Below are 24,582 nucleotides of genomic sequence, written 5' to 3' on the forward strand. Positions count from 1 at the left end.
AACTTGATTGGTTGGTATCTTATTTTGTACAGTTTGTATAATTTCCTTATCATTTTTCAAGTCCACTAAAGGTAATTCTACATTATTGTCAACTTGTCCTTTAATCTCAACACTACCTTCAGAATTTAAATTGTTAGACGGCAATAAAAAATTATTAGTTTGCACTTGAGCTGTTGAAGGAACTGCACTTACTACACCAATTTCAGCAATACCTTGTTGCTTTACACTCTCTGTAACAGGGGCATTTAAATTGTTAACTATTAAATTAGTTAAACCAATTGGTGCTAATACATTTAAAATGTTAGCAACATTTTGCTCTGTTACAGCTTCGCCCAAATTACTTTCTGAAATATTTTCTGCTGCATTTTTAAATTCACTAGCAAAACTCCCAGCATTATTAGAATTAGCATTATTGCCGGTTTTAGCATTGACAGCTACTTTTGTTGGTTGATTAACAGCTACCGGATTTGTCATTTGCATAACTACTTGTCCTTGCATATTCTCACCTCCTTTCAATAATTAATATTCTAATTTTAACATATACAATTTATCAAGTTTGTGCAAGGTTATTTTTATTATCTTGAGTATTTTTTTTGATATTATTTCCAAAATACATTTTTTTAGTCAATTCTGCCCCTCTATCCGGTTCAAACCTTGCTAAAATTTTTGCCACCTGTTCATCTTCCATTTTGCTAAAAATCGCCAGCACTATATTATCTTCTAGCTTTTCCATCAGCCCAACGGCTTCATCAGGCTTCATACTGCCGTATAACACTGCTAGTTTACCAACGCGTTTTAACTCTTCTTTTTGTGCTAACTCCATTTGCCGTTTTAACTCTTCTTTATCAATTGCTACCGGCTTTGATAAGTCTTGTTTCACATTCTGCTCTATCTTTTCAGGAGACACTGCCGGAGGGAAATTAACCTTTACTGCTTGTGGGTTTTCTTCCACAACTTCCTTTGATAATTCTTCCCCGCCAAAATATTTACCGATAATAGGATACTTATTTAATTCTAATTTTTGTCCTAATTCTTGTGGGGTAAAGAAGTTTAAGTAAACTCCTACTGCAAAGCCACCACCAATTAGTGCAAAGAATAAAATAACAATCATTAATATTTTAAAAATTCGAAATAGCAATCCGCGTTTTTTGGGTTGAGGCTCTGTTTTTGGCTCTTCAACTACTACTTCTTCTTTTTTTTCTTCTTTTTTCACTTTAGTATTTTTATTTTTTTGAGATACTGCCATAAATAGAACCTACTTTCTAAGTTGCTATTATTTATAAATATCAAGCACTTTTTGGACATAGTTTTCTGTTTCTTTATATGGCGGAACTCCATTATAAGCTTTTACCGCCTGTGGCCCTGCATTATAAGCAGCAACAGCCTTTTTAACATCACCGTTAAAAGTATTTAATAATTCTTTTAAGTATTTTGTACCACCATCAATATTTTCTTGTGGGTTATAACTATTTGCTACCCCTAAGGCTTTTGCTGTATCGGGCATCAATTGCATAATACCAACGGCTCCGGCCTCTGAAACTGCATTTGGATTAAAATTAGATTCAACATTAGCAACCGCTTTAATAAGGTTTTTATCAACACCATATTTTTGAGCACTGGCATTGATGATATTTTCAAAAGAAAAATCACCATCAACTTTAGTATTACTATTAATGCCACTATCAGTATTTTTAATTTTCTGTTGTTCATTATCTAGAACTTTTTGAAAATTCAAGCCTCTTAACTCAGAATGATTCACACTCATCATGTTTTCAATTTGACTTATCCGCTTCATAACACCGGCAATACCGCTGATTGCTTCAATCATATTGTCACCTTACATTTCTTTTAAATATTTGCAAGCCAATTTCATCTAATTCTTTCTGCTCTGTTTGTAGTAAATCAGTTTTATATTCTTCAATCTTTTTTTCTTTTAATTGCTCTATAGTTTTTAATTTACTTATTTCTTCTTCTAATTTTTTCAGACAACAATTTTTATATTCAACTGCTATTCTGACCTGTTCTTGTTGATTTTTTATGTCATTTTGCAGTTTTTCAAAATAAACCGCATACGTCTTAAGTTCATCTATCCCAATACTTTTCTTTGTAACTTCATAATAGTCTTGCAAACACTGTTCATAAGCAGCTAATACTTGCTCCATTTTTTCTTCTTCAACTAATAATTTCGTATCAGCTTCAGCGAAAATTATTTGTGCTTGATCTTTTTTATGTTCAGAAACCTTTAAGAGAGTAGCCAACTGAAACTTAAACTTTTTCACAATCTAGCACCTCTTTTAACTACTAATCTATCATTAAATTTAGTAGCTTTTTAACTGTATCGTCATAATCATCACTTTCATAAACACCTTGCTGTAAAAAAGATTTAACAGCACTAATCATTGTTATCGCTTTATCAATTCCTGGATTGCTACCAGCAACATAAGCACCAATATTAATCAAATCTTCGGCCTCTTTATACACTGCTAAGATTGATCTTAGTTTCTGTGCTGCTTGATAATGTTCCTTCGAAACAATTTCCAACATTACCCTACTTACACTATTTAACACATCAATTGCCGGATAATGATTTTGTGCAGCAATACTACGTGATAAAACAATATGTCCATCTAAAATACTGCGTACAGCATCAGCAATAGGTTCATTCATATCATCACCATCAACTAGCACTGTATAAATCCCAGTAATTGAGCCATTAGCACTAGTACCAGCTCGTTCCAATAATTTAGGTAACATTGCAAAAACCGACGGTGTATAACCTCTAGTTGCCGGTGGCTCACCTACTGTTAACCCCACTTCACGTTGTGCCATTGCAAACCTGGTTACCGAGTCCATCATCAACACAACATTCATGCCTTGATCTCTAAAGTACTCAGCAATCGCAGTTGCTGTCATCGCACCTTTTATTCTAACTAAAGCTGGTTGATCTGATGTTGCCACTATTACTACTGATTTTTTTAATCCTTCTTCGCCTAAGTCACGTTCAATAAACTCTCGAACTTCGCGACCACGCTCACCAATTAAAGCAATAACACTAATATCAGCCTCAGTATTTCTAGCAATCATTCCTAGTAAAGTACTTTTACCGACCCCACTACCTGCCATAATACCAATCCGTTGTCCACTACCCATAGTAATTAATCCATCAATAGCTCGAACTCCCACCGAAACCTCGGTCGTTATTCTTGGGCGCGACAATGGATGTGGTGGCATTGCATTGAGCGGATATTCCATATTTGTCGCTAACGGACCTTTACCATCAATCGGATTACCTAAACCATCTAGAATTCTCCCCAATAAATGTCTACCAACATTAACCTTTAACATTCTTTGCGCCGAAATTACTTCACACCCCGGCCCAACTCCTTGCATTTCACCAATTGGCATTAATAAAACTCTGCCTTGACGAAACCCCACCACTTCAGCTGGAATAGGTGGCGAGTCATTAGTCTTAGAGCTAACGTAACACAACTCTCCTAAACTTACGTTAGGTCCTTGTGATTCGATAACCAAGCCAATAACTTGCGTTATTCTGCCATTCATTTTGATTGGTTCAGACAAATTTATCGCATTAATATATTTATTAACATCAAATTCCATATTATATTACATCCATTACAGCTTTTTTCAAAACATCCATTTGAGTACTAACTCTCGCATCAACCGTACCACTATCAGTTTCTATAACACAACCGCCATTTTCAATAGTCTTATCGGCCGTAATAACTATAGCATTTTCTTTGCCAATCATCATTTGGAATTCATATTTTGCTAATAAAACTAACTCGTAATCAGCAGGTGATACTCTGATATTTAGATTTTCCTGATCACGAACCTTCTCCAACGCTGATTTTACTAAAGGCAATACCAACATTGGCATTTCGTTAAATTGCTGCGGAATAACTTTTTCAGCAATGGCTACAGCAATTTCCACAATTTGTTGCTCTGCTTTTAAAATATTGTCTTTTGTCTGCTGTTCTGCAGTTTTTATGATTCGCTGGGCTTTTTCCACCGCTTCTTCAATCTCAACTTGCATTTGTTGTTTAATATCGTCTAGCCCTGCTGTTACGCCCTCATCATGCCCTTGTTGAAAACCTTCATCATAAGCTTGAGTTTTTATTGTTTCAGCTTGTTTTTCAGCTTCTAATATTATAAACTCAGCTTGTTTCTCAGCTTCTTTTAGAATATCTTCTTTTTCTAGTTCTGCTGCCTTAATAAATTCAGCTGCTTTTTTATTTTGCTCTTCGATAATCGCATTACAAGCTTTTTCCATCTCTAGATCGATTTTCGCTTGTTGCCCTTCCTTAATAACAGGTTTTTCAATATGAATTTCGGGATTAATAATTATTTTTGGTGTTTTATCTAAGCTGACACTTTTTATCACCTTATGCAATTATTTCGTCCCCTTTACCACGAGCTACAACAATTTCACCAGACTCTTCTAATTTTCTAATAACATTAACAACTTTTTGTTGTGACTCTTCAACATCTCTAATCCGTACAGGACCCATATATTCAATTTCTTCTCGTAACATTTCAGCTGCACGATTGGACATATTTTTAAATACTTTTTCGCCAACATCTGAGGTTGCCGCTTTCAGTGCTAATGCTAAATCCTTAGACTCAATTTCACGAAGCACTAATTGTAACGATCTGTCATCTAACATGACAATATCTTCAAATACAAACATTCTGCGTTTAATTTCTTCCGCAAGCTCTGGATTTTGAATTTCTAAGTTCTCAATGATTGTGCGTTCAGTAGTTCTGTCAACCCTATTCAAGACTTCAACAATCGAGCCTACACCACCAGCGGTAGTAAAGTCTTGTGTAACCAACGATGATAATTTTCTTTCTAAGATTCGTTCCACATCTCTTAATACATCCGGTGAAGTTCGATCCATCATCGCAATCCTTTTCGCTACTTCTACTTGGCGTTCTGAAGGAAGTGCCGATAATATTGTTGCCGATTGTTCTGGATGTAAATAGGCCATAATCAATGCTATTGTTTGCGGATGCTCAGATTGAATAAAGTTAAGTAGTTGTGCCGGATCAGTTTTTCTGGCAAAATCAAACGGTCTTATTTGTAAGCTGGTTGTCAATCTATTGATTATGTTTACTGCTTTTTCTGTGCCAAGTGCCTTTTCCAGTACCGTTCTGGCATACTCTAAACCACCACTGGAAATATATTCTTTCGCTATCATCATTTGATAAAACTCTGATATAACTTGTTCTTTTTGCTCTTGCGTAACTTTTCTTTGGTTTGCTATTTCTAAGGTGAGTTTTTCAATCTCCTCATCTTGCAAATGTTGAAAAAGTATCGAGGAATACTCCGGGCCTAGAGTAATAAATAAAATTGCCGCTTTTTGTTTATTATTTAATGGTTCACTACCATACATATACTCACCTACATATTATTAAAATATTAACTCCGACTGTATAAGAGTTGTTTCAGAGTTATCATTGATAACCCTGAAACAAAATTATTCCTCTGCCAACCAAGTGCGTACTAATTGTGCAACGTCTTCCGGTCTTGTTTGAATTAATTTTTCAATTGCTTCGCGTTCAGTTAACAACGCTTTTTGTTCCGGCGTTAACTCTTCTTCAGCAGTTTCTCCACTAGCTACAAAGACACCACCCTCTGAAGTTCTCATCATTGCACTTTCTAACTCTCTTTGTTTTGCAGCTTCTTCTAGCATACGTTGTTTGCGTCTTCTTAAGATAACAAGCACTATTCCTAAGATTAGTAGTAATGCTAGTACACCAATAGCAATCCACATATACATTTTTTGTTTTGCTAATTCTTCTTCTTCTTTTAGCTGTTTATCCATTAACTCAGTGCTAAATGGCAAGCTTTCAACCGAAATAGCATCACCTCTCGTTGCATTAAAACCAATCGAAGATGAAACAGCTTTTAATAAACTATCCTGTTGTGTTTTGTTTATTTTTTCATCGACTAACACCGCTACCGTCAATCTTTTAATTGATCCCGGTGCAGCAATAACTTTTTCTTTAGTTTCATTAATTTCATAATTGCGTGTAACTTCTTTTTTCTCGTATTCCGATTGCGTAGTATTGTTATTAGCAACATAGCCCGGAATGTTAGAAGTTGTACCAGCCGGTCCGCCGGAGGTGTTACCAGTACCTTTGTAAGATTCATTACTTTCTTGTGAACTTCTAATTATCCCTTTATCATCAACTACAGGTTCAAAAGCTTGTCGATCCGTAGTTCGTTGATCAAAATTGAGTTCAACGTTAACTCTGGCCACAGCTTTACCTGCTCCCAAAACTTGATCTAATAGTGTTTGAACATCATTTTGTAAATTATCTTGAACTTTTTTAGTCATTTGCAATTGCGTTAAAGTTACTGTTCCCACAGAGTCATCTTGCTCATTGGAATTATTTAAAACTTTGCCGGACACATCGACAATTGTTATATTCTCAGGTTTCAAACCTTGAATACTATGTGACGCTAAGTTAACAATCCCTTTGACTTGCTGTTTAGAAAGCTCTGCTGCCGGTTTAAGCTTCAACATAATCGAAGCAGTAGCCGGTTTTTCATTTTTTTTGTATAAACTATCTTCCGGTAATACTATATGAACTCTGGCTTTTTCAACCTCTGCCATCTGCTCAATCGTTCTAGTCAATTCCCCTTGCAAAGCTTGCAAATAGTTAACTTTATTTTGGAATTCTGTAACACCTAGCTTATTTTGGTCAAATATTTCAAAGCCTTTTTGCCCTCTAGGTAAGCCTAATGTTGCAAGCTCTATTCTCGCATTATGAACATCCTTTGACGGCACCAGAATTGCCGTTCCGTTAGAGGACTCCTGCGGTTCATACTTTATCTTCATCTCTTTTAATTTAGCTGCAACCTCGCCCGCATCTTTGGCTTCCATCCCTGTAAATAAAGGCACCATATCAGGTCTATTACCCCACCAATAGCTGCCACCTAATATCGCTAAAGTAAGCAATACTGCGGTGATGATAATAGTATATTTCTGCCTTTTTTCAAGTTTGTTCCAAACCTGTCGAGACTGTTCTTTCCAGTCTGCCATCGTCTCATCCTTTCACCTAATACCGCATATTGCTAATTCTAAACTTGCATTCTCATTATTTCTTGGTAAGCTTCGACCATCTTATTACGGACTTGCATCGTTAACTGCACAGCGATGGATGCCTTTTCACCGGCAATAACAACTTCTGAAATATCTTCAACTTGTCCGGCTGCCAACTTCATATTAGCTACTTCTGATTGTTTTTTTAATGTATTAACTTCTTTTAATGAATCACTTAAAAATTCACCAAAAGACTTCGTTTCTACCTGCTGTTGATTACCGATTGTATCAACAAAACTGGCTTTAACAGGCATCAGTTGTAATGGTTCAATTCTCATTTAATATTACTCCTTAACCTCTTCCAATTTCTAAAGCCTTCATCGCCATACTTTTTGCGGAGTTAAGCGCTGTCGTATTAGCTTCATAAGCTCTAGTTGCCGTAATCATATCTACCATTTCCGAAACAATATTTAGGTTAGGTAGTTCCACATAACCTTCTTTATTGGCATCAGGATGATTGGGGTCATATACCAATTTCCCAGGTGCCCCATCCTCAATTATACCGGTAGCTCTAACACCACTACCGGTTTTCATCTTTTTCGATAATATTTGTGAAAATGAATTAATGCCCTGATTATCACGTTCTTCAAATGTAACTATTTTTCGTTTGTAAGGCCCGCCTTCAACTGTTCTAGTAGTATTGGCATTAGCAATATTATTACTAATAACATCCATTCTTAGTCTCTCAGCGGTCAAACCTGATGCCGAAGCATCAATAGCGCCAAACATGCTCATACAAAAACTCCTATCTCTTCATTATTTTTGTCCGGATATAACGCTCTTCATCCCTGAAAAATAATCACCCATCCTAGTTGCTACAGCATTATAATAAATACTGTTTTTTGCCAAGTTAGCCATTTCAATTTCAATGTCTACATTATTTTTATCAGTTCTCATGCTGGTTTCATTGATTTGATCAACAACCGGCTGAACATTTTTTAAGCCTTTTTTCAAAGGCAAATGTTTTTCGTTCGTTCTGGCCATTTTCAATTTACCAGCATTAGAATCATCTAACTCTTGACTTAATAAGTCTTCAAACATTACTTCACTTTTTTTGAAGTTAGGAGTATTAACGTTAGCAATGTTATTGCTAATTACCTTTTGTCGTAAAGTAGCTGCTCCCATTGCATTTTGTAAAACGCTTACTACCGGAGAAGATGTTATTCGATCTAACATTTTATACCTCCATATTAAAATAAAACTTAAAACTATGGTTTAAGTTAAAAATACTCACAAAAACACATAGATTCTACTTCTACATAAATTAGAAAAATTCCTTTAAGCTCAAAAAAATTTTAGCTATTTTTCCATAAATAGTCACAATGTCCTAACGTCTCTCTAGTCACAAAAAGAAACGTACCCTAGGTACGTTTCTTTTTGTCAAATTTTTCTTATCGCATCTATTAATAAATCATTTAGCACTCTGATATAAGTACCTTTCATTCCCAATGATTTTGACTCAATAACACCGGCACTTTCAAACTTTCTCAAAGCATTAACAATAACCGATCTTGTTATTCCGGCTCTATCAGCAATTTTACTAGCAACTAATAAGCCCTCATTACCTTCAAGTTCATTGAAAATATTAATGGCCGCTTCTTTCTCAGAATATGAAAGTGTTGTTAACGCGATTTGCACTCTAGCTTTTTTTCTGGCTTCTTCTTCAATCTTTTGTGTAGAGTCACGAATTATTTCCATCCCAACTACGGTCGCACCGTATTCAGCCAAAATTAAATCTTCATCAGTAAACTCTTGACTAAATTTAGCCAATATTAATGTGCCGATTCTTTCCCCAACACCATATATCGGTACAATAGTCGTAATTTTATCATTAAATAAACACTTATCACCATCTGCAAAGGCACAATTACCACTTTTCAATCTCAAATTAGGCGAAGTTTCATTTATTCTCAATAGCCATTCCACATATCTTTTAGGAAATTCGCTAACAGCTACAACATTATCCATCATGATGTTGCATTCAAATTCGTCCAACAATGAATAGCCTAGTATTTGACCATTTTTACCGACAATATATACATTGGAAACGATAACATTGCTTAATACACTGGAAATACCATTGAACTCAACATTTTCTGATTTTTGCAGCAATTTATTTATCTTTCTGGTTTTATCTAATAAGCTATCCATTTAAATCCTACCTTTCAAAGTAAACCTATAAAATAAAGCGACTTAAATCTTCATCTATAATAATATGTCCAAGTTTATCTTTAACATATTGTTGATCTATTATTACGGTTGTTCCACTTAATTCCGGAGCTTCAAACGATAAATCTTCCAACAGTTTTTCTAACATTGTATGCAACCTTCTCGCACCTATGTTTTCCATTTGTTCATTGACTTTATGAGCCATTTTGGCCAATTCTTCTATCGCCTCGAGCTTAAAGGTTATTTTAACATTTTCCGCCATTAACATTGCCTGATATTGCTTTATTAGACTATTGGCAGGCTCTGTTAATATTTGCTTAAAATCAGCTTCACTTAAGTTGGTTAACTCCACCCTAATCGGGAAACGACCTTGTAATTCAGGAATCAACTCCGACGGCTTTGATATATGAAACGCACCGGCTGCAATAAATAAAATATGGTCAGTTTTCACAGCACCATACTTAGTATTTACTGTTGTTCCTTCAACAATCGGTAATATATCACGCTGTACGCCTTCTCTTGACACATCGGGTCCGGAAGAATTATTTCTTCCGGCTATTTTATCAATTTCATCAATAAATACAATACCATTATTTTGTGCTAAATCCAAGCCTTCATTGATGACATTATCCATATCAATCATTTTTTGTGCTTCTTCTTGCATGAAAATTTTTCTGGCATTTTTCACTGTTATTTTTTTCTTCTTTTGCTTTTTCGGCAATAAATTTCCCAGCATATCTTGAATGTTACTGCCAATCTCTTCTAACCCAGCTCCCGCAATCATCCCTACCATCGGTCCTTTATTATCTTCAACATAAACTTCAATCAATTCATCTTCTAACTCTTGATTTAAAAGTTTATTTCTAAGTTCTGCTTTTTTTTGTAATTTTTCTTGTTCAATAACAGCTGCTGCTTCCGCTGAAATACTGAGTTCTTTAGGTTCATTATTTTCTAGATTGTTAAACAGTAATTCAAACTGATTTTTATTTTCTCCTTGTTCTTCCATAAAACAATCTAAAATTTTCTCATCAACTATAATTTTAGCGTCACTTTCAACTTTTTGTAAATGATTACTTTTTACTATTTGTATCGCTTTTTCTGCTAAATCTCTAATTATTGACTCAACATCGCGGCCAATATAACCAACTTCTGTAAATTTAGTCGCTTCCACCTTAATAAAAGGCGCTTGTACTAATTTGGCAATGCGTCGTGCTATTTCTGTTTTTCCGACACCGGTTGAACCAATCATTAAAATATTCTTAGGAATAACATCATCTTTTAGCTCTGTCGCTAACCGTTTACTACGCCATCTATTACGCAAAGCAATTGCTACTGATTTTTTTGCCTGAAATTGTCCAACAATATATTTATCTAGCTCACTTACAATTTGTTTTGGTGTTTTTTCGTTCATAACTGTCTCCTAGTCTAAAAATTCTACAGTAATATTATTGTTAGTAAAAACACAAATATCAGCAGCAATCTTTAAGGCTTCTGTACTTATTTCTTGTGCTGTCAGTTCAGAATATTTTACAAGAGCCTTCGCTGCGGCCAACGCATATGAGCCCCCCGAACCAATAGCAATAACACCATCATCAGGCTCAATCACTTCGCCGTTTCCTGATAAAACCAGCATGTTTTCACTGTCAGCAACTATTAGCATTGCCTCTAATCGTCTTAAGATTTTATCAGTCCGCCACTCTTTCGATAGTTCCACGGCAGCTCTGGTAAGATTGCCATTATAACTTTCCAATTTAGCTTCAAACTTTTCAAACAAGGTAAATGCGTCTGCTACCGATCCGGCAAATCCGGCTAAAACTTTTCCTTTGTATAATTTACGGACTTTTTTAGCTTTGTGTTTCATAACAGTATTTCCACCAAAGGTAACTTGACCATCACCGGCCATCGCAATTTTACCCTGGTGGTTTACTGCTACAATTGTCGTGGCATGAAACATAAAACCCTCCTATTTCAACAGTACTTCTTTATATTGGTTTAAGCGATCCAACGCTCTTTGAGCAATGGTTCTATTTTTTAATTTTTTATCTTTTATTCTTTCTTCTAATGGTGGCAATAGTCCAAAGTTAACATTCATCGGTTGAAATTTTTTCATATCAGCATTAGTTATATATTGACACAAAGCCCCATGGGCAGTATCACTTTGTAATTCAATTAAATCTTCATTTTTTGCCAATTTTGCAGCATTAATTCCGGCAATTAACCCCGAAGAGGCAGATTCAACATAACCTTCCACTCCTGTTATTTGTCCGGCAAAAAAGATATTGCTATTTTCTTTCATCTGCATTGTTGGTTTTAATATCTTCGGAGAATTGATAAAGGTATTTCGATGCATTACACCATAACGCACAAATTCGGCTTTTTCTAACCCCGGAATCAAACCAAACACCCTTTTTTGCTCCGGCCATTTCAAATGAGTTTGAAAACCTACAATGTTATAAAGAGTTCCGGCATGATTATCTTGTCTTAATTGCACTACCGCATAAGGCTTTTCACCAGTAACAGGATGTTCTAAGCCCACTGGCTTTAACGGACCATAACGCAGAGTATCAACACCACGACTAGCCATTTCTTCTACCGGCATACAACCTTCAAAGAAAATTGCTTTTTCAAACTCTTTCAACGGTGTTGTTTCGGCCTTGACCAACTCATTCCAGAAGTTTAAATACTCTTCTTTATTCATCGGACAATTATAATAATCATCATCACCTTTACCATATCTAGAAGCTTTATACACTTTATTTAAATCTACGGAATCGATTTCTAAAATCGGTGCCGCCGCATCATAAAAATATAAATATTCTTCACCGGTAATCTTAGCTATTTCAGCTGATAAGGTTGGTGATGTAAGTGGACCACTGGCAATAATAACAATTTCATCCTGTGGCACTGTCGTTATTTCAGCGTTTATTATCTTTATCAACGGATGTGCTTTAATTTTTTCTGTAATGTATTTACTAAATTCCTCACGGTCTACAGCTAAAGCTCCACCGGCCGGAACCTTAGTATGATCAGCAGCTTCGATAATTAAGGAATTTAATTGTCTCATTTCTTCTTTTAACAATCCTACTGCATTTTCAATAGTAGCACCACGCAAAGAATTACTACATACCAATTCTGCATAATACTCAGTTTTATGCGCCGGTGTATTAACACTTGGTCTCATTTCATATAACTCAACATTACAACCACGTTGGGCAATTTGCCATGCCGCTTCAGATCCAGCTAATCCGGCGCCAATTACAATAACTTTAGTCACAACCGTTCCTCACATTCATTATTTCTTAGTTTTTTTCTTAACAGTTTTTTTAGCTACTGTCTTCTTTTTTTCAGCAACATTAACTTTATCATTGTCTGTTGCTTCTTTTTTCTTTTGCTTATCTATAATTTTATTGATTGGATGATCAATTCTTGTTTCACAACTTTCATTACTACAATAATTTAAGAACCTACCACTACTCATATTATGTCGTAAAATAAAGCTTCCACATTTTTCACAATTTTGCGTTTGTGGAACATCCCAAGTTACATAATCGCACTCTGGGTATGCTTTACAACCATAAAAAATCCGCCGTCTTTTAGTTTTGCGTTCAACAATTTCCGCCTGACATTTCGGGCACTTTACCCCAATCTCTTTTAATAAAGGCTTAGCATTTCGGCATTCCGGAAAACCTGGACAAGCTAAAAACTTACCAAAACGGCCTTGTTTTATAACCATTAGTCTTCCACAATTTTCACATGGAATATCAGATACTTCTACCGGTAATTCTACCTGACCAATAACCTCTTCAGCATGACTTAAAGTTTCAGCAAACGGTCCGTAAAACTCTTGCAATAATTGATTTTTATTGATTTGCCCAACCGCAATTTCATCTAGTTTATTTTCAAGGCTTGCAGAAAATTGAGCATCAACAATTTTTTCAAAATACTCATTTAATAAGTCAACAACAACAAAGCCCAGCTCAGTCGGTTGAAATTTCTTTTCTATTTTTATAACATACCCTCGACCTAAAATAGTTTCAATAATCGGAGAATATGTACTAGGTCGACCAATTCCTTTTTCCTCCAGAACCTTCACTAATGACGCTTCGGTATAGCGTGGTGGTGGCTCCGTAAAATGTTGTTTGGGTAAAACCTTATGTAATATCAATGCTTGATTTATTTCAAGTTCCGGCAAAGTAACATCCTTATCATCTTCTTTGTTATCTTTTCCTTCGACATACACCGCCATAAACCCAGGGAATTTCATAATTGAACCATTGGCTTTAAGTTCATATTGATCGGCCTTAATGGCTACTGCCACTGTATCATAAACAGCCGGCATCATTTGACTAGCTAAAAATCTTTCCCAGATAAGCTTATATAACTTATATTGATCTTTTGACAAATATTTTTCTAAGTTTTCTGGCACTAATACAATTTCTGTCGGTCTAATTGCCTCATGGGCATCTTGCGCTTTTTTATTGCTATAATTAGGCGGAGTTGCCGGCAAATAGCTATCGCCGAATTTTTCAACAATATAAGTAGCAGCTTCTTGTTGTGCTATTTCAGAAATTCTAGTTGAATCAGTACGCATATAGGTTATTAAACCGACCGGACCTTTACGCCCCAATTCTACGCCTTCGTATAATTGTTGTGCAACCATCATCGTTTTACGCGATGTAAATCCTAATTTACGCGAAGCATCTTGTTGTAGCGTGCTCGTAATAAATGGTGCTACCGGTTTACGCTGACGTTCTCTTTTTTTAACATCTGCAACAATAAAGCTTGCTTGTTCTAATTCATTTTTTATCTTTTCCGCCGTAGCTTCATCATTTATTTCAATTTTTTCACCACGACAAGAGGTTAACACTGCCTCAAAATTGGAACCTTTATTATGTTCTTTTAATTTAACCGGAATACTCCAATATTCTTTACTGATAAAACGCTCTATTTCTTTTTCCCGATCACAAATCATTTTGACCGTAACTGATTGAACTCGACCCGCGCTTAAGCCCTTACGAACTTTTTTCCATAACAGCGGACTAAGTTTATAACCAACAATACGATCCAACATTCTTCTGGCTTGTTGGGCATCAACCCTATCATGATTGATTTTATTCGGTTTTTTCACCGCACCTTGGATAGCATTTTTCGTTATTTCATTGAAAACAATTCGACAATTTTCGTTATTATCAATATTTAAAATATGAGCTAAATGCCAAGCAATGGCCTCACCTTCACGGTCAGGGTCAGAGGCTAGAAAAACTTTATCAGCATTTTTCGCTGCTGTTTTAAGTTTTTTTATAATATCACCCTTACCTCTAATATTAATATACTTAGGAGCAAAATTATTTTCAACATCTATCCCAAACTGACTTTTCGGCAAATCTCTTAAATGTCCCATTGATGCTAAAACTGTATAGTTCTTCCCTAAAAACTTTTCAATCGTTTTAGCTTTAGCCGGTGATTCCACCACCACTAATGTTTTACTCAAAATACTACCTCCTTAGCGATTTTTATGTAGCTTTGATAGCTCGTCTTAATCACTAATCCCCTTAATTCTAATTGTAATAATATAAAACTTACTGCGCTTATATCAAACTGACTTTCCAGCACTAACTCATCGATACTACTACCGACTTCAGCAGAAAGCAATTGTAAAATTGCGTTCTCTTCTGGTGTCACAGTTAATTGTTCGGTTGCCTTAATTCTTTTTGCCCAAGAATATTCTTCTAAAATATCTTGGCTTGACTGAACTAATTTTGCCCCTTGCTTAATTAAAGCATTGCAACCTCTACTTTGCTCGGCAAAAATACTTCCGGGCACAGCAAAAATGTCCCGACCTTCACTTAACGCCAATTCCGCTGTTATCAGCGCACCACTCTTTTCTGCCGCTTCAACAACGACTATTCCATTCACCAAGCCACTAATAATTCTATTGCGACAAGGAAAATAAGCCGGATTAGGTTTTGTTCCGGGATAATACTCTGAAATAATCATCCCATTATCTTTTATTTTATCAAATATCTTTTTATTTTCCGGTGGATAAACAACATCAATCCCACAGCCCAATACTGCAACTGTTGCACCTTGTTCTAACGCTCCAAGATGAGCTGCTGTATCTATGCCTCTAGCTCCACCACTAACAACTAACCCCGTTGCTGCTGTTATCTCGCCTGCTAACATCTTAGCTACATTTTTTCCGTAACTTGTAGCTTTACGAGAACCGACAATCGCAATACTATTAGAAAAATCTATCATTGCACCATAATAATAAAACAGCACCGGTGGATTAAAGATATGACGTAGCTTATCAGGATAAACTTCATCATAAATGCTACAAACCTTGATATTCTTCTTGGTCAATTCTTTCGCCCAAAAATCGGGGTTATTATTTACCCCTCTCATTTTAAGAAGTTTATCACAAATACCTTTATTGAGGCAACCACTTAATATGATATCTTTTTCACTTGCTTCCCAAACTGTTTGACTCGAACCAAAATATTTTATCAATTTTTGTATTTGTTGATAACCTAAACCGGGGACTTTGGTTAAAGAAATCAAAAACATGTTTTCCAAAATAACTCACCACCATTTATTATTATGGTTTTGCTTTATATTGAAATTTATACCCCAAATATAAGACTATATTTGGGGTATAAATTTCGATATATCATCTTTATACTTTTCAATTGTAGTTTTATCCGGACAATCCTTTAACAAAGTCGCTATTGATTTACCTTGTAAACAAAACTTTTCATTTAGTTCTGCAATCGGGATTAACACAAATTTACGTTCTGCGAGAAAAGGATGTGGAATTTTTAAATTTTCTTCATTAACTGTTTCATTCTTATAAGTTAAAATATCAATATCAATCAAGCGCGGTCCCCAATGAACAAGCCTTTTCCGTCCCATTTCTTCTTCAATTTCCAAACATTTTTGCAATAAAATCATCGGTGATAATGTGGTGTCAATACTTACAACAATATTTAAAAATTGCGGTTGGTTTTTAAAACCAACCGGTTCTGTTTCATACAGCGATGATACTTGTAATATTTTGACAACCTCATTCAACAACTGCAAGGCTGTCAAAATATTTTCCTGACGATTTCCAATATTAGTCCCTAAGCCCAACAGAATCATTAAGAACGTCTCCGTAAAACCTCAATTTGTACATAATCCAACCCTCCGGCAATCGGCACAGCCGGTTTACGAACCTTTACGGAAACACCAATAATTTGATCAAACTCTAATAAAATGCTGTCACCAACATTTGCCGCTAACGCTTCCATCAAACAAAATCTTTTATTTTCCACAATATCTTTAATTAAATTGTAAATTTCCACATAATTTACAGCATCACTTAAATCATCACTTAACGCCGCTTTATCAAAATCAACTTCCATTTGTACATCTAGATAATAACGTTGCCCTAATTCTCTTTCATGCTCAAAAGCACCATGAAATCCGTAAAACATTAAGTTTTTTAATAAAATATTATTTTTCATATAATTCACTCTCCATAATTATATCTGTCATTTTTATTGCTCTTGTTACCGCCTTAACATCATGTACTCTTAAAATTTGCACCCCCTTAGTTTTACCTAAAACAGCCGTGGCAATTGTGCCTTCAACTCTTTCATCCACTTCTACCCCTAAGGTCTCGCCAATAAATCTTTTTCGGGATGTTCCCAGTAAAATCGGACATCCCAAAGCTTGTAATCTTTCTAACTTTGCCATTAGATATAGATTTTGTTTTGTATCTTTACCAAAACCTATTCCTGGATCAATAATAATATTTTCTTGTTTTATTCCAGCTTTTAACCCAATATCAATACTTTGCTGTAAAAATGCTAGCATTTCTTCAATAACATCATTTTCATAAAAATTATTTTCTTTGTTATGCATCACAACAACCGGGACATTATAGTTAGCAATTATCTCCGCCATTTTGTGATCATATTGTAACCCCCACACATCATTAATAATATGTGCTCCCAGCTTAAGCGCAGCTTCCGCCACCTCAGCTTTATAGGTGTCTATTGATATTGGCACCGGACATTTTGGTAATATATATTCTAATATTGGCAATAAACGCTCTAATTCCTGCTTTGCCGTAATTTTTTTTCCACCATTATATGGTCTAGTAGACTCAGCCCCAATATCAATAATATCAGCACCGTCGGCAATCATTTGATTTAAATGTTGCAAGGCTTTGTCAGCATTATTAAACTTACCACCATCAGAAAATGAATCTGGCGTTAAATTTAATATCCCCATTATCAGCGTTTTTTTATTATCAATTACTAAACTTTTGTCGCTCCAGTGATAATCACGCACAGTAGTTGCTTTATAATCTTGAATTACTAGTTCAATCTGTTCCGCGATTTTTTTCGCACCCCATGGTTGAATTTTTAATTGTGCCAACGCAACTTTGTATTGTTTCATTGTTGCAAAGACCAATAAATCTGTATATTCGATACTAAGGTCAATAGTTCCTCTAGCTACTGCAACTTCTGCTCCTTTTGCTAAAAAAGTTTGCTTAATAACATTAGCTACTTTGGTTTTGACTTTAGGTATTTTAACTACTTTAAATAACCCTTTTGCTTTCATTATTTCAACACCAACCTTGTCACAGTTGATATTAAATAATTCTTGTTCTACACTTTTAATATCTTCTAATTTTATAATATACGGAATTGTATTCATTACAGTCTCCTCTTGCTACTTAAGTTATATTTATTGTATCATAAGTTATACTTAAGATAAAATTCAAATGACAGTAGGAGGTATTTATGAAAAAAAGACGTTCTCTTGATAGTTTTAACTTACCAATTACTGATATTAAAGCAGGCTTTTATTCTGATATCTATTTTTCGCGCACTAAAGAAATATTAGCCAAAGAACATTATAATCCAACCGTAGTAATGCAGGTTTTTCAAAGAAATGATGCGACATTGTGCGGGATAGATGAAGCTATTGCCATTATAAAAAATTGTGCTGATAACAGCCATCAACTAAAAATTAAAGCTTTGCATGATGGTGATGATATTGCCCCTTGGGAAACTGTTATGCTAATAGAAGGAAAACTAGCTGACTTCGTCCATCTGGAAACAGTCTATCTGGGAGTTTTAGCTCGTCAAACTAAAGTTGCCACTAATGTTAAGAACTCCCTTCAAGCTGCTAAGGGCAAACCAGTAATATTCTTTCCTTCACGCTTTGACCATTACACTGTACAGCAAAGCGATGGCTATGCCGCTCATATTGGCGGTATTGATAGTGTTTCCACTCCTGCCAACGCTTTTTATTGGCAGGGTAACGTTGTTGGCACAATCCCCCATGCCTTAATTGCCGCTTATCATGGCGATACCCTTAGAGCAACTTTAGCTTTTGCTGAAAACATTGATTCTGCCGTTAAAGTTGTGGCTTTAGTTGACTTTCACAACGACTGTGTTAACACCGCTTTAGAAATCGCTACAGCACTTAAAGGTAAACTATTTGCGGTCAGACTTGATACTTCTGATAAAGTTGTCGATAAATCCTTATGGACTGAACTTGGAACTTTCGTTCCGACTGGTGTTAATCCATTCTTAGTCCAAAAAGTTCGTTCAGCACTTGATAACGCTGGGTTTAACCATGTTAAAATAATGGTTTCCGGTGGCTTCAACGCCGAAAAGATCAAACAATTTGAAGCCGATAAAGTTGCTGTAGATATTTATGCTATTGGTAGCAGTATTTTTAAAAACAATATTGACTACACTGCTGACATTGTAATGGTTGATAATAAACCTAGCGCTAAATTCGGTCGAAAGTACAATGAAAATCCTAGATTAAGCGAGGTATAATATGTTATTTACTGGAGATATATTATTAGTTATCAGTATAATTCTTATATCATTTTATTCTTATGAAGACAATTTATTTCATAAATAGTAATAGGTCAAAATGTTAGACAACATTTTGACCTATTTTTTTGCAAAAAAATAAGGAGGAAATCCTCCTTTAAATATTATAATATTCGACTTGCTCCAATATAGCATCTACCCCAGTAACCATAGGCTAAAGAATCAACTCTTACCCCACTACTGGAAGTAGCGCTGATAAATTCATTATTGCCAATGTATATACCGGAATGTGATACTCCATAGCCATCAGTTGAGAAAAACACTAAATCTCCCGGTTGTAGGGAAGATACATGTCTACCAACTTCATATTGAGCATCAGCTGTACGAGGCAAATAGACACCATAATTAGCAAAAACATATCTTACAAATCCCGAACAATCAAATCCACCTGGACTAGTGCCACCATAAACATATGGTGTTCCAATATATTGGTAAGCATTTTGAATAATGCCTCTAACCATTGAGGTTGAACCAGAACGGCTAACCGGCATTTCACTACCTAACATCGCACGATAAGTGGCCTGTCCGACAATACCGTCACTATCAAGGCCTCTATCGGCTTGAAACGCTCTTACCGCTGCAGCCGTAGCTGAGCCGTAATCACCATCTGCAACAACACTATACCCTAAGTCATTTAACCTATTTTGGATTTTCAGGATGTCTTCGCCTTGGTCTCCTGTTCTAAATGCTGCATTTGCAACTGAAAAATAGCTAACAAAAACTAGTGCTAGGACAAAAATACGTAAGATCTTTGACACCAGGTCACTCCTCTCTCTTTTCGCCTACGAGGTTAGCTGACGGATTAGGGTAGAGCACCCTATTAACAAATGTTAAATTCACCCCGAATATGGTTCCCCCGCTCTTGAGTTAGATTCGGCTTTTTCTAATCTCATCCACTATTTTATATTCGTTCTCATAACGAAAAATCCTCTATAATTTTGTTATTTTTCTACATATTCATCATTTTTATTTTTAAAAATCGGCGCATTTGGTCGTAAAAAATATAAAGGCCGCTGTTTTACCTCTTCAAAAATTCTGCCAATATATTCTCCGATAATCCCCAACCCAATCAATTGTAATCCACCAAACAGTAAAATACTGGCCGAAATCGTTGCCCAGCCCGGAACAGCATCAGCAGTAAATAATTTTATATAAATAACATGAAGCATCACAATAATGCTGATCACTCCGGAAATTATCCCGGCATAAAAAGCAAAGCGCAGTGGTAGTTTAGAATAGGCCGTTATCCCATCTAAAGCAAAGTTAAGCATTTTTTTAAGCGAAAACTTAGAAGTTCCGGCAAAACGTTTCGGTGCCACAAACTCTATTTGAGTTTGGCGATAACCAATATCACCAATCATCCCTCTAATGAATCTAGCCCTCTCATGAAACTTCTTAAAACTATCAACCACACAACGATCCAACAGACGAAAATCTGATCCCCCCGGTTGTATTTTTACTTTAGACATCGCATTAATTAATTTGTAAAACCAGTTAGAAGTTTTATTTTTAAACCACGAAACACCTTCGGTTCCGACTCTAATAGTTTGCACAACTTCATAGCCATCTTCCCATTTTTTTATTAAAGTCGGTATAAGTTCCGGGGGATGCTGCATATCGCAATCAAGCGAAATTACCACAGTCCCTTCAGCATTATCCAGTCCACATGTTAAAGCAATTTGGTGCCCATAATTTCTAGATAAATATAACGGTCGAACTCTATCATCTTTTTTGGTCAGAGATTCCAAAATAAAAGCACTTTTATCCTTCGAGCCATCATCAATAAAAATAAACTCAAACTCATATTCTAAATTAACTACCGCTTTACAAAGTTCCTCATAAAAATGTTCAATATTATCTTCTTCATTATATACCGGTGCGACAATTGATATTTTTTTCATATACTCACCTCCATCATACAAAAACTCAACAACTTAAAGCTGTTGAGTTTTGTAGTTTTAATTATTATTAAATCTTGATAAAAATTCTTTAGTACGATGATTTTTAGGATTATTAAAGAGAATTTCCGGTTTATCATCTTCAGCAATAACACCATTATCCATAAAAACAACTCTAGTTGCTACATCCCTCGCAAATGCCATTTCATGAGTAACAATAATCATGGTCAAACCTTCTTTTGCCAATTCACGCATAACCTCTAAAACTTCACCCACCATTTGCGGATCAAGTGCTGAAGTTGGTTCATCAAATAATAAAATTTGCGGTTCAATCGCCAAAGCTCTGGCAATAGCCACTCTTTGTCTTTGTCCCCCGGATAATTGATGTGGTTTAGCATTACTATATTGAGCCATCCCAACCTTATTTAAATAGTACAATGCATTTTTTCGCACTATTTCTTTGTCTTGTTTTAAGACTTCAATAGGTCCCACCATACAATTTTCCAAAACAGTCATATTATTAAATAAATTGAACTGTTGGAAAACCATCCCAACTTTTGTGCGATACAGCGGAATAGATTGATTACTATGATTAATATTAACACCTTTAAAAATTATATCACCAGAAGTAGGCGTTTCTAACATATTGATGCACCGTAATAAAGTTGATTTTCCCGAACCAGAAGCACCAATTATACAAATAACATCACCTTTATAAGTGTTAAAATCAATATCTTTTAAAATTTCTCTTTCCCCAAAAAACTTAACTAAATGTTTTATTTCCAAAATTGGATTTATGTTTTTTTCCATATTAGTTACTGCCTTTCTTACTTGTAAAAGGTCCGCACGGGTCTGCCATTGGATCATATTCTACCAAGGCATAATTATCTGGACCATCCATTTTCTTTTCAATCCATTTTAAAATGCACGAAACAGAAAAAGTCATAATAAAATAAATGACACAAGTGATAAAGAAAACTTCAAAATATTTATAATAAACTCCGGCAGCTGATTTTGAAACAAAATAAAGTTCAGTAACAGAGATAACATTCAACACCGAAGTATCTTTAATATTAATAATTAAATTGTTACCAATTTGTGGCATTATATTTCTTAACGCTTGCGGTAAAATAACATGTTTCATCGTTTGATAATGATTCATTCCAATAGCCTTGGCAGCTTCTGTTTGTCCTATATCAATCGAACTAATGCCTCCACGAACAGTTTCTGCCATATAAGCACCGGTATTAACTGACACCACTAAAAACCCGGCAAACATCGCCGACATATCAATTTCAAACAAATACATTGAACCATAATAAACCAACATTGCTTGAACAATCATTGGCGTTCCACGGAAAATTTCTACATACGAAGTTAATAATGTTTGAAGGCCCTTATTTAAAGCTTTTTTTACCGGATTAGCTTTGGGATTTACCTTAATAGTTTGAATAGCGCCAACAATCAAGCCTATAATGCAACCAATAAACGTTCCCACTACTGCCAACATTAGCGTTGCTATTGCACCTTCAACTAATAACCCGCCGTATTCTTTTAATAAAAATAACACCCAATCAAAAAAACTGCTTGGCATATTTGTTGTCATAAAATTTCCACCTTGATATTCTAAATATTACTTAAAATAGGACGGCATCTGCCGTCCTATTTTACCAAACTACTTGGATAAAGGCTGATTTTTAATTGCCTCTTCCATTAATTTATCACGATCAGCTTCAGAAATTGCTGTTAACTTAGCATTAATTTGGTCTAATAAAGTTGTATTATTTTTCGCTACCGCTACACCCATTTCAACATCTTCATTAGAAACTTTAAAACCATTACCATCTTTAAATTCAACTGCCACTAATCCCGGATTAGAATGTACAGCAGCTAATGCCGTTGGTCGATCCAATATCAACGCTTCTACTTTACCGGAGTCCAATGCCACAATCATACTTGGAACATTATCAATCGCCGGTTTCGCTTGCACTGACGGAATTTGCGGAATTAAGTCATACCAAATAGTGTTTAATTGTGAAGTAACAACTGCGCCTGCTAAATCATTAATTCCTTTAGCATTAGCAAACTTGCTATCTTTTTTCGTTAAAACAACAATTGATGCATTATAATATGGCGCTGAAAAAGCTACACTTTCTTTTCTCTTTTCAGTTATGCTCATCCCAGCAATAACTGCATCAATTTTCCCAGCATTAACTGCCGGTGTTAAGCCGTCCCATTCAATTTTATGAATTTCTAGTTTTGCACCCATTGCTTCTGCAATTTGTTTTGCAATCATTACATCATAACCATTAGCATACTCTTGAGTACCTTTAATTTGCACCGCACCATTATCAGCATTAGTTTGAGTCCAATTAAATGGCGCATACCCACATTCCATCCCTACTCTAAACACCTTTTCGTTAGATGCCTTATTAGTTGATGAGCAGCCCGCTACTACTGCTAATCCTAGAACTAGCATACAGCATAATAATAACTTGAAAAATTTATTCATTTCCAATCCCCTTTTCATTTTTCCTTAAAATTATGTTTTCACGTATAAATACCTGTTGTTAATTGTATCAATTCAAAACAGGCATTGTCAAGCTAGCAAAATCCTCTAAAATAGCATTTTCCGTACTATTTATTAGCGTATTTTTAGGTATGCTAATAATAACCAATTTTACGCTAATTGACAGCATTTTTTTATTGTGCCATAATTTTTTTAAACTAAGAAAAGTAGGTGATTATGATAGATTTAAAAGATTGTATAATAACCAGGCATTCTGTACGAAAGTATGCTGAAAAAAAATTATCAAAAGAAGTAATCTTAGATTTATTGGAAACCGCTGTTAAAGCTCCAACTGCAACAAATTCACAGCCCTGGGCTTTCACAATAATTCAAGATATTAACTTATTACAAGAAATATCAACTGCCGGAAAAAAGGATGTCTTAACCTTAATCAGTCAAGCAGATACACCTTTGAAAAAATACTCTAAGTTGATGTCCGATGAAAACTTTAATTTATTTTATAATGCTGAAACTTTGATTATTATCTCCGGTAAAACTGAAACCTTACATCCTATTGAAGACTGTTCACTAGTCGCACAAAATCTTATGTTATATGCCCATAACCAAGGGCTTGGAACTTGTTGGATTGGTTTTGCCACACATTATTTGAATTCAGCAGAAATGAAAGAAAAATTAAATATTCCGCCAAATTACAATGTTATTGCACCGATTATCGTCGGCTACCCTGAGAAAAATCAACCACCGATTCCTAAAAAAGACCCACAAATTTTGAATTGGCTCTGATATTAAAGATAAAAAAGAGGATTATATCAATTGATATAATCCTCTTTTTTATTGAGTAGTCAATAAGCCGAGTTCTGTACCATTATGGTGATGATCATTTATCTAGATTATCAGTTACCTGATAATTCAAGCGACGCAACCCGGAAGGATCAGCGGGCAACTTCATCCCT

27 protein-coding genes are annotated in these 24,582 nt (G+C 35.2%); 2 read left to right on the forward strand and 25 right to left on the reverse strand.

Annotation, left to right across the window (positions count from 1 at the left end; genetic code table 11):
* The 20 genes from KBI38_04675 to folP all read right to left on the reverse strand — a co-directional run.
* Window positions 1-498: hypothetical protein (locus KBI38_04675; protein ID MBP8629366.1), on the reverse strand; the 498-nt coding region annotated here is incomplete at its 3' end.
* A 52-nt stretch (window positions 499-550) separates the two neighbouring features.
* Window positions 551-1,246: a magnesium transporter MgtE gene (locus KBI38_04680; protein ID MBP8629367.1), complete on the reverse strand. Its 696-nt coding sequence runs from the start codon at window positions 1,244-1,246 to the stop codon at window positions 551-553.
* Between the two features lie 27 nt (window positions 1,247-1,273).
* Window positions 1,274-1,828, reverse strand: a complete 555-nt coding sequence (locus KBI38_04685) for a lytic transglycosylase domain-containing protein (GenBank protein MBP8629368.1) — start codon at window positions 1,826-1,828, stop codon at window positions 1,274-1,276.
* A 4-nt stretch (window positions 1,829-1,832) separates the two neighbouring features.
* Window positions 1,833-2,279 (reverse strand): flagellar export protein FliJ, encoded by a 447-nt coding sequence (fliJ, locus tag KBI38_04690; GenBank protein ID MBP8629369.1) that lies wholly within the window; start codon window positions 2,277-2,279, stop codon window positions 1,833-1,835.
* A gap of 22 nt (window positions 2,280-2,301) precedes the next feature.
* Window positions 2,302-3,618, reverse strand: coding sequence for a flagellar protein export ATPase FliI (gene fliI / locus KBI38_04695; protein ID MBP8629370.1), 1,317 nt, complete (start codon window positions 3,616-3,618; stop codon window positions 2,302-2,304).
* 1 nt (window position 3,619) lies between these two features.
* Complete coding sequence (locus tag KBI38_04700; protein ID MBP8629371.1) at window positions 3,620-4,411, reverse strand: flagellar assembly protein FliH; 792 nt, start codon at window positions 4,409-4,411, stop codon at window positions 3,620-3,622.
* On the reverse strand, window positions 4,404-5,414 hold the full coding sequence (gene fliG, locus KBI38_04705; protein MBP8629372.1) for a flagellar motor switch protein FliG: 1,011 nt from the start codon (window positions 5,412-5,414) through the stop codon (window positions 4,404-4,406). The genes KBI38_04700 and fliG overlap by 8 nt, the downstream gene beginning before the upstream one ends.
* An 84-nt stretch (window positions 5,415-5,498) precedes the next feature.
* Window positions 5,499-7,070, reverse strand: a complete 1,572-nt coding sequence (fliF, locus tag KBI38_04710) for a flagellar M-ring protein FliF (GenBank protein ID MBP8629373.1) — start codon at window positions 7,068-7,070, stop codon at window positions 5,499-5,501.
* A gap of 38 nt (window positions 7,071-7,108) precedes the next feature.
* The gene (gene fliE / locus KBI38_04715) at window positions 7,109-7,408 is read right to left on the reverse strand and encodes a flagellar hook-basal body complex protein FliE (protein MBP8629374.1); all 300 of its coding nucleotides are present in this window, start codon (window positions 7,406-7,408) and stop codon (window positions 7,109-7,111) included.
* Between the two features lie 13 nt (window positions 7,409-7,421).
* A complete protein-coding gene (gene flgC / locus KBI38_04720; GenBank protein MBP8629375.1) occupies window positions 7,422-7,865 on the reverse strand; it encodes a flagellar basal body rod protein FlgC in 444 nt (147 codons plus the stop codon).
* A 21-nt stretch (window positions 7,866-7,886) separates the two neighbouring features.
* Window positions 7,887-8,306 (reverse strand): flagellar basal body rod protein FlgB, encoded by a 420-nt coding sequence (gene flgB, locus KBI38_04725; protein MBP8629376.1) that lies wholly within the window; start codon window positions 8,304-8,306, stop codon window positions 7,887-7,889.
* A gap of 204 nt (window positions 8,307-8,510) precedes the next feature.
* Complete coding sequence (gene codY, locus KBI38_04730; protein MBP8629377.1) at window positions 8,511-9,281, reverse strand: GTP-sensing pleiotropic transcriptional regulator CodY; 771 nt, start codon at window positions 9,279-9,281, stop codon at window positions 8,511-8,513.
* A 25-nt stretch (window positions 9,282-9,306) separates the two neighbouring features.
* Window positions 9,307-10,710, reverse strand: a complete 1,404-nt coding sequence (hslU, locus tag KBI38_04735) for an ATP-dependent protease ATPase subunit HslU (protein ID MBP8629378.1) — start codon at window positions 10,708-10,710, stop codon at window positions 9,307-9,309.
* Window positions 10,711-10,719: 9 nt separating this feature from the next.
* Window positions 10,720-11,253, reverse strand: a complete 534-nt coding sequence (gene hslV / locus KBI38_04740) for an ATP-dependent protease subunit HslV (protein ID MBP8629379.1) — start codon at window positions 11,251-11,253, stop codon at window positions 10,720-10,722.
* A 9-nt stretch (window positions 11,254-11,262) separates the two neighbouring features.
* Window positions 11,263-12,573 (reverse strand): FADH(2)-oxidizing methylenetetrahydrofolate--tRNA-(uracil(54)-C(5))-methyltransferase TrmFO, encoded by a 1,311-nt coding sequence (gene trmFO / locus KBI38_04745; GenBank protein MBP8629380.1) that lies wholly within the window; start codon window positions 12,571-12,573, stop codon window positions 11,263-11,265.
* A gap of 18 nt (window positions 12,574-12,591) precedes the next feature.
* Window positions 12,592-14,790: a type I DNA topoisomerase gene (gene topA / locus KBI38_04750; protein ID MBP8629381.1), complete on the reverse strand. Its 2,199-nt coding sequence runs from the start codon at window positions 14,788-14,790 to the stop codon at window positions 12,592-12,594.
* A complete protein-coding gene (gene dprA / locus KBI38_04755) occupies window positions 14,787-15,875 on the reverse strand; it encodes a DNA-processing protein DprA (protein ID MBP8629382.1) in 1,089 nt (362 codons plus the stop codon). The genes topA and dprA overlap by 4 nt, the downstream gene beginning before the upstream one ends.
* A gap of 66 nt (window positions 15,876-15,941) precedes the next feature.
* The gene (gene folK / locus KBI38_04760; protein ID MBP8629383.1) at window positions 15,942-16,439 is read right to left on the reverse strand and encodes a 2-amino-4-hydroxy-6-hydroxymethyldihydropteridine diphosphokinase; all 498 of its coding nucleotides are present in this window, start codon (window positions 16,437-16,439) and stop codon (window positions 15,942-15,944) included.
* On the reverse strand, window positions 16,439-16,804 hold the full coding sequence (gene folB / locus KBI38_04765) for a dihydroneopterin aldolase (GenBank protein MBP8629384.1): 366 nt from the start codon (window positions 16,802-16,804) through the stop codon (window positions 16,439-16,441). The genes folK and folB overlap by 1 nt, the downstream gene beginning before the upstream one ends.
* Window positions 16,794-18,005: a dihydropteroate synthase gene (folP, locus tag KBI38_04770; protein ID MBP8629385.1), complete on the reverse strand. Its 1,212-nt coding sequence runs from the start codon at window positions 18,003-18,005 to the stop codon at window positions 16,794-16,796. The genes folB and folP overlap by 11 nt, the downstream gene beginning before the upstream one ends.
* An 86-nt stretch (window positions 18,006-18,091) precedes the next feature.
* Between folP and KBI38_04775 the strand changes: the two genes are divergently transcribed.
* Window positions 18,092-19,141, forward strand: a complete 1,050-nt coding sequence (locus tag KBI38_04775) for a nicotinate phosphoribosyltransferase (GenBank protein MBP8629386.1) — start codon at window positions 18,092-18,094, stop codon at window positions 19,139-19,141.
* Between the two features lie 164 nt (window positions 19,142-19,305).
* Here the strand turns inward: KBI38_04775 and KBI38_04780 are convergent, their stop codons facing one another.
* The 5 genes from KBI38_04780 to KBI38_04800 all read right to left on the reverse strand — a co-directional run bounded on the left by KBI38_04780 (window position 19,306) and on the right by KBI38_04800 (window position 23,611).
* Window positions 19,306-19,959 (reverse strand): C40 family peptidase, encoded by a 654-nt coding sequence (locus KBI38_04780; protein ID MBP8629387.1) that lies wholly within the window; start codon window positions 19,957-19,959, stop codon window positions 19,306-19,308.
* 183 nt (window positions 19,960-20,142) lie between these two features.
* Complete coding sequence (locus tag KBI38_04785) at window positions 20,143-21,102, reverse strand: glycosyltransferase family 2 protein (GenBank protein MBP8629388.1); 960 nt, start codon at window positions 21,100-21,102, stop codon at window positions 20,143-20,145.
* Between the two features lie 57 nt (window positions 21,103-21,159).
* Entirely contained in the window at window positions 21,160-21,888 is a 729-nt protein-coding gene (locus KBI38_04790; protein MBP8629389.1) for an amino acid ABC transporter ATP-binding protein, read from the reverse strand.
* 22 nt (window positions 21,889-21,910) lie between these two features.
* A complete protein-coding gene (locus KBI38_04795) occupies window positions 21,911-22,705 on the reverse strand; it encodes an amino acid ABC transporter permease (protein ID MBP8629390.1) in 795 nt (264 codons plus the stop codon).
* 69 nt (window positions 22,706-22,774) lie between these two features.
* The gene (locus tag KBI38_04800; GenBank protein ID MBP8629391.1) at window positions 22,775-23,611 is read right to left on the reverse strand and encodes a transporter substrate-binding domain-containing protein; all 837 of its coding nucleotides are present in this window, start codon (window positions 23,609-23,611) and stop codon (window positions 22,775-22,777) included.
* Window positions 23,612-23,848: 237 nt separating this feature from the next.
* Between KBI38_04800 and KBI38_04805 the strand changes: the two genes are divergently transcribed.
* Complete coding sequence (locus KBI38_04805; protein MBP8629392.1) at window positions 23,849-24,412, forward strand: nitroreductase; 564 nt, start codon at window positions 23,849-23,851, stop codon at window positions 24,410-24,412.
* The last annotated feature ends 170 nt before the right edge of the window (window positions 24,413-24,582 follow it).

It is taken from the genome of Negativicutes bacterium (assembly GCA_018052945.1).
In the GTDB taxonomy this organism is placed as follows: Bacteria; Bacillota; Negativicutes; order JAGPMH01; family JAGPMH01; genus JAGPMH01.

Excerpts from the sequence above, each read along its gene's own strand:
- flgC (MBP8629375.1), bottom strand. The coding sequence starts at position 7,865 with ATGAGCATGTTTGGCGCTATTGATGCTTCGGCATCAGGTTTGACCGCT.
- fliI (MBP8629370.1), bottom strand. The coding sequence starts at position 3,618 with ATGGAATTTGATGTTAATAAATATATTAATGCGATAAATTTGTCTGAA.
- fliE (MBP8629374.1), bottom strand. The coding sequence starts at position 7,408 with ATGAGAATTGAACCATTACAACTGATGCCTGTTAAAGCCAGTTTTGTT.
- codY (MBP8629377.1), bottom strand. The coding sequence starts at position 9,281 with ATGGATAGCTTATTAGATAAAACCAGAAAGATAAATAAATTGCTGCAA.
- KBI38_04795 (MBP8629390.1), bottom strand. The coding sequence starts at position 22,705 with ATGACAACAAATATGCCAAGCAGTTTTTTTGATTGGGTGTTATTTTTA.
- KBI38_04685 (MBP8629368.1), bottom strand. The coding sequence starts at position 1,828 with ATGATTGAAGCAATCAGCGGTATTGCCGGTGTTATGAAGCGGATAAGT.
- hslV (MBP8629379.1), bottom strand. The coding sequence starts at position 11,253 with ATGTTTCATGCCACGACAATTGTAGCAGTAAACCACCAGGGTAAAATT.
- fliG (MBP8629372.1), bottom strand. The coding sequence starts at position 5,414 with ATGTATGGTAGTGAACCATTAAATAATAAACAAAAAGCGGCAATTTTA.
- KBI38_04785 (MBP8629388.1), bottom strand. The coding sequence starts at position 21,102 with ATGAAAAAAATATCAATTGTCGCACCGGTATATAATGAAGAAGATAAT.
- KBI38_04775 (MBP8629386.1), top strand. The coding sequence starts at position 18,092 with ATGAAAAAAAGACGTTCTCTTGATAGTTTTAACTTACCAATTACTGAT.
- folK (MBP8629383.1), bottom strand. The coding sequence starts at position 16,439 with ATGATTCTGTTGGGCTTAGGGACTAATATTGGAAATCGTCAGGAAAAT.
- hslU (MBP8629378.1), bottom strand. The coding sequence starts at position 10,710 with ATGAACGAAAAAACACCAAAACAAATTGTAAGTGAGCTAGATAAATAT.
- fliF (MBP8629373.1), bottom strand. The coding sequence starts at position 7,070 with ATGGCAGACTGGAAAGAACAGTCTCGACAGGTTTGGAACAAACTTGAA.
- KBI38_04680 (MBP8629367.1), bottom strand. The coding sequence starts at position 1,246 with ATGGCAGTATCTCAAAAAAATAAAAATACTAAAGTGAAAAAAGAAGAA.
- folB (MBP8629384.1), bottom strand. The coding sequence starts at position 16,804 with ATGAAAAATAATATTTTATTAAAAAACTTAATGTTTTACGGATTTCAT.
- flgB (MBP8629376.1), bottom strand. The coding sequence starts at position 8,306 with ATGTTAGATCGAATAACATCTTCTCCGGTAGTAAGCGTTTTACAAAAT.
- KBI38_04800 (MBP8629391.1), bottom strand. The coding sequence starts at position 23,611 with ATGAATAAATTTTTCAAGTTATTATTATGCTGTATGCTAGTTCTAGGA.
- folP (MBP8629385.1), bottom strand. The coding sequence starts at position 18,005 with ATGAATACAATTCCGTATATTATAAAATTAGAAGATATTAAAAGTGTA.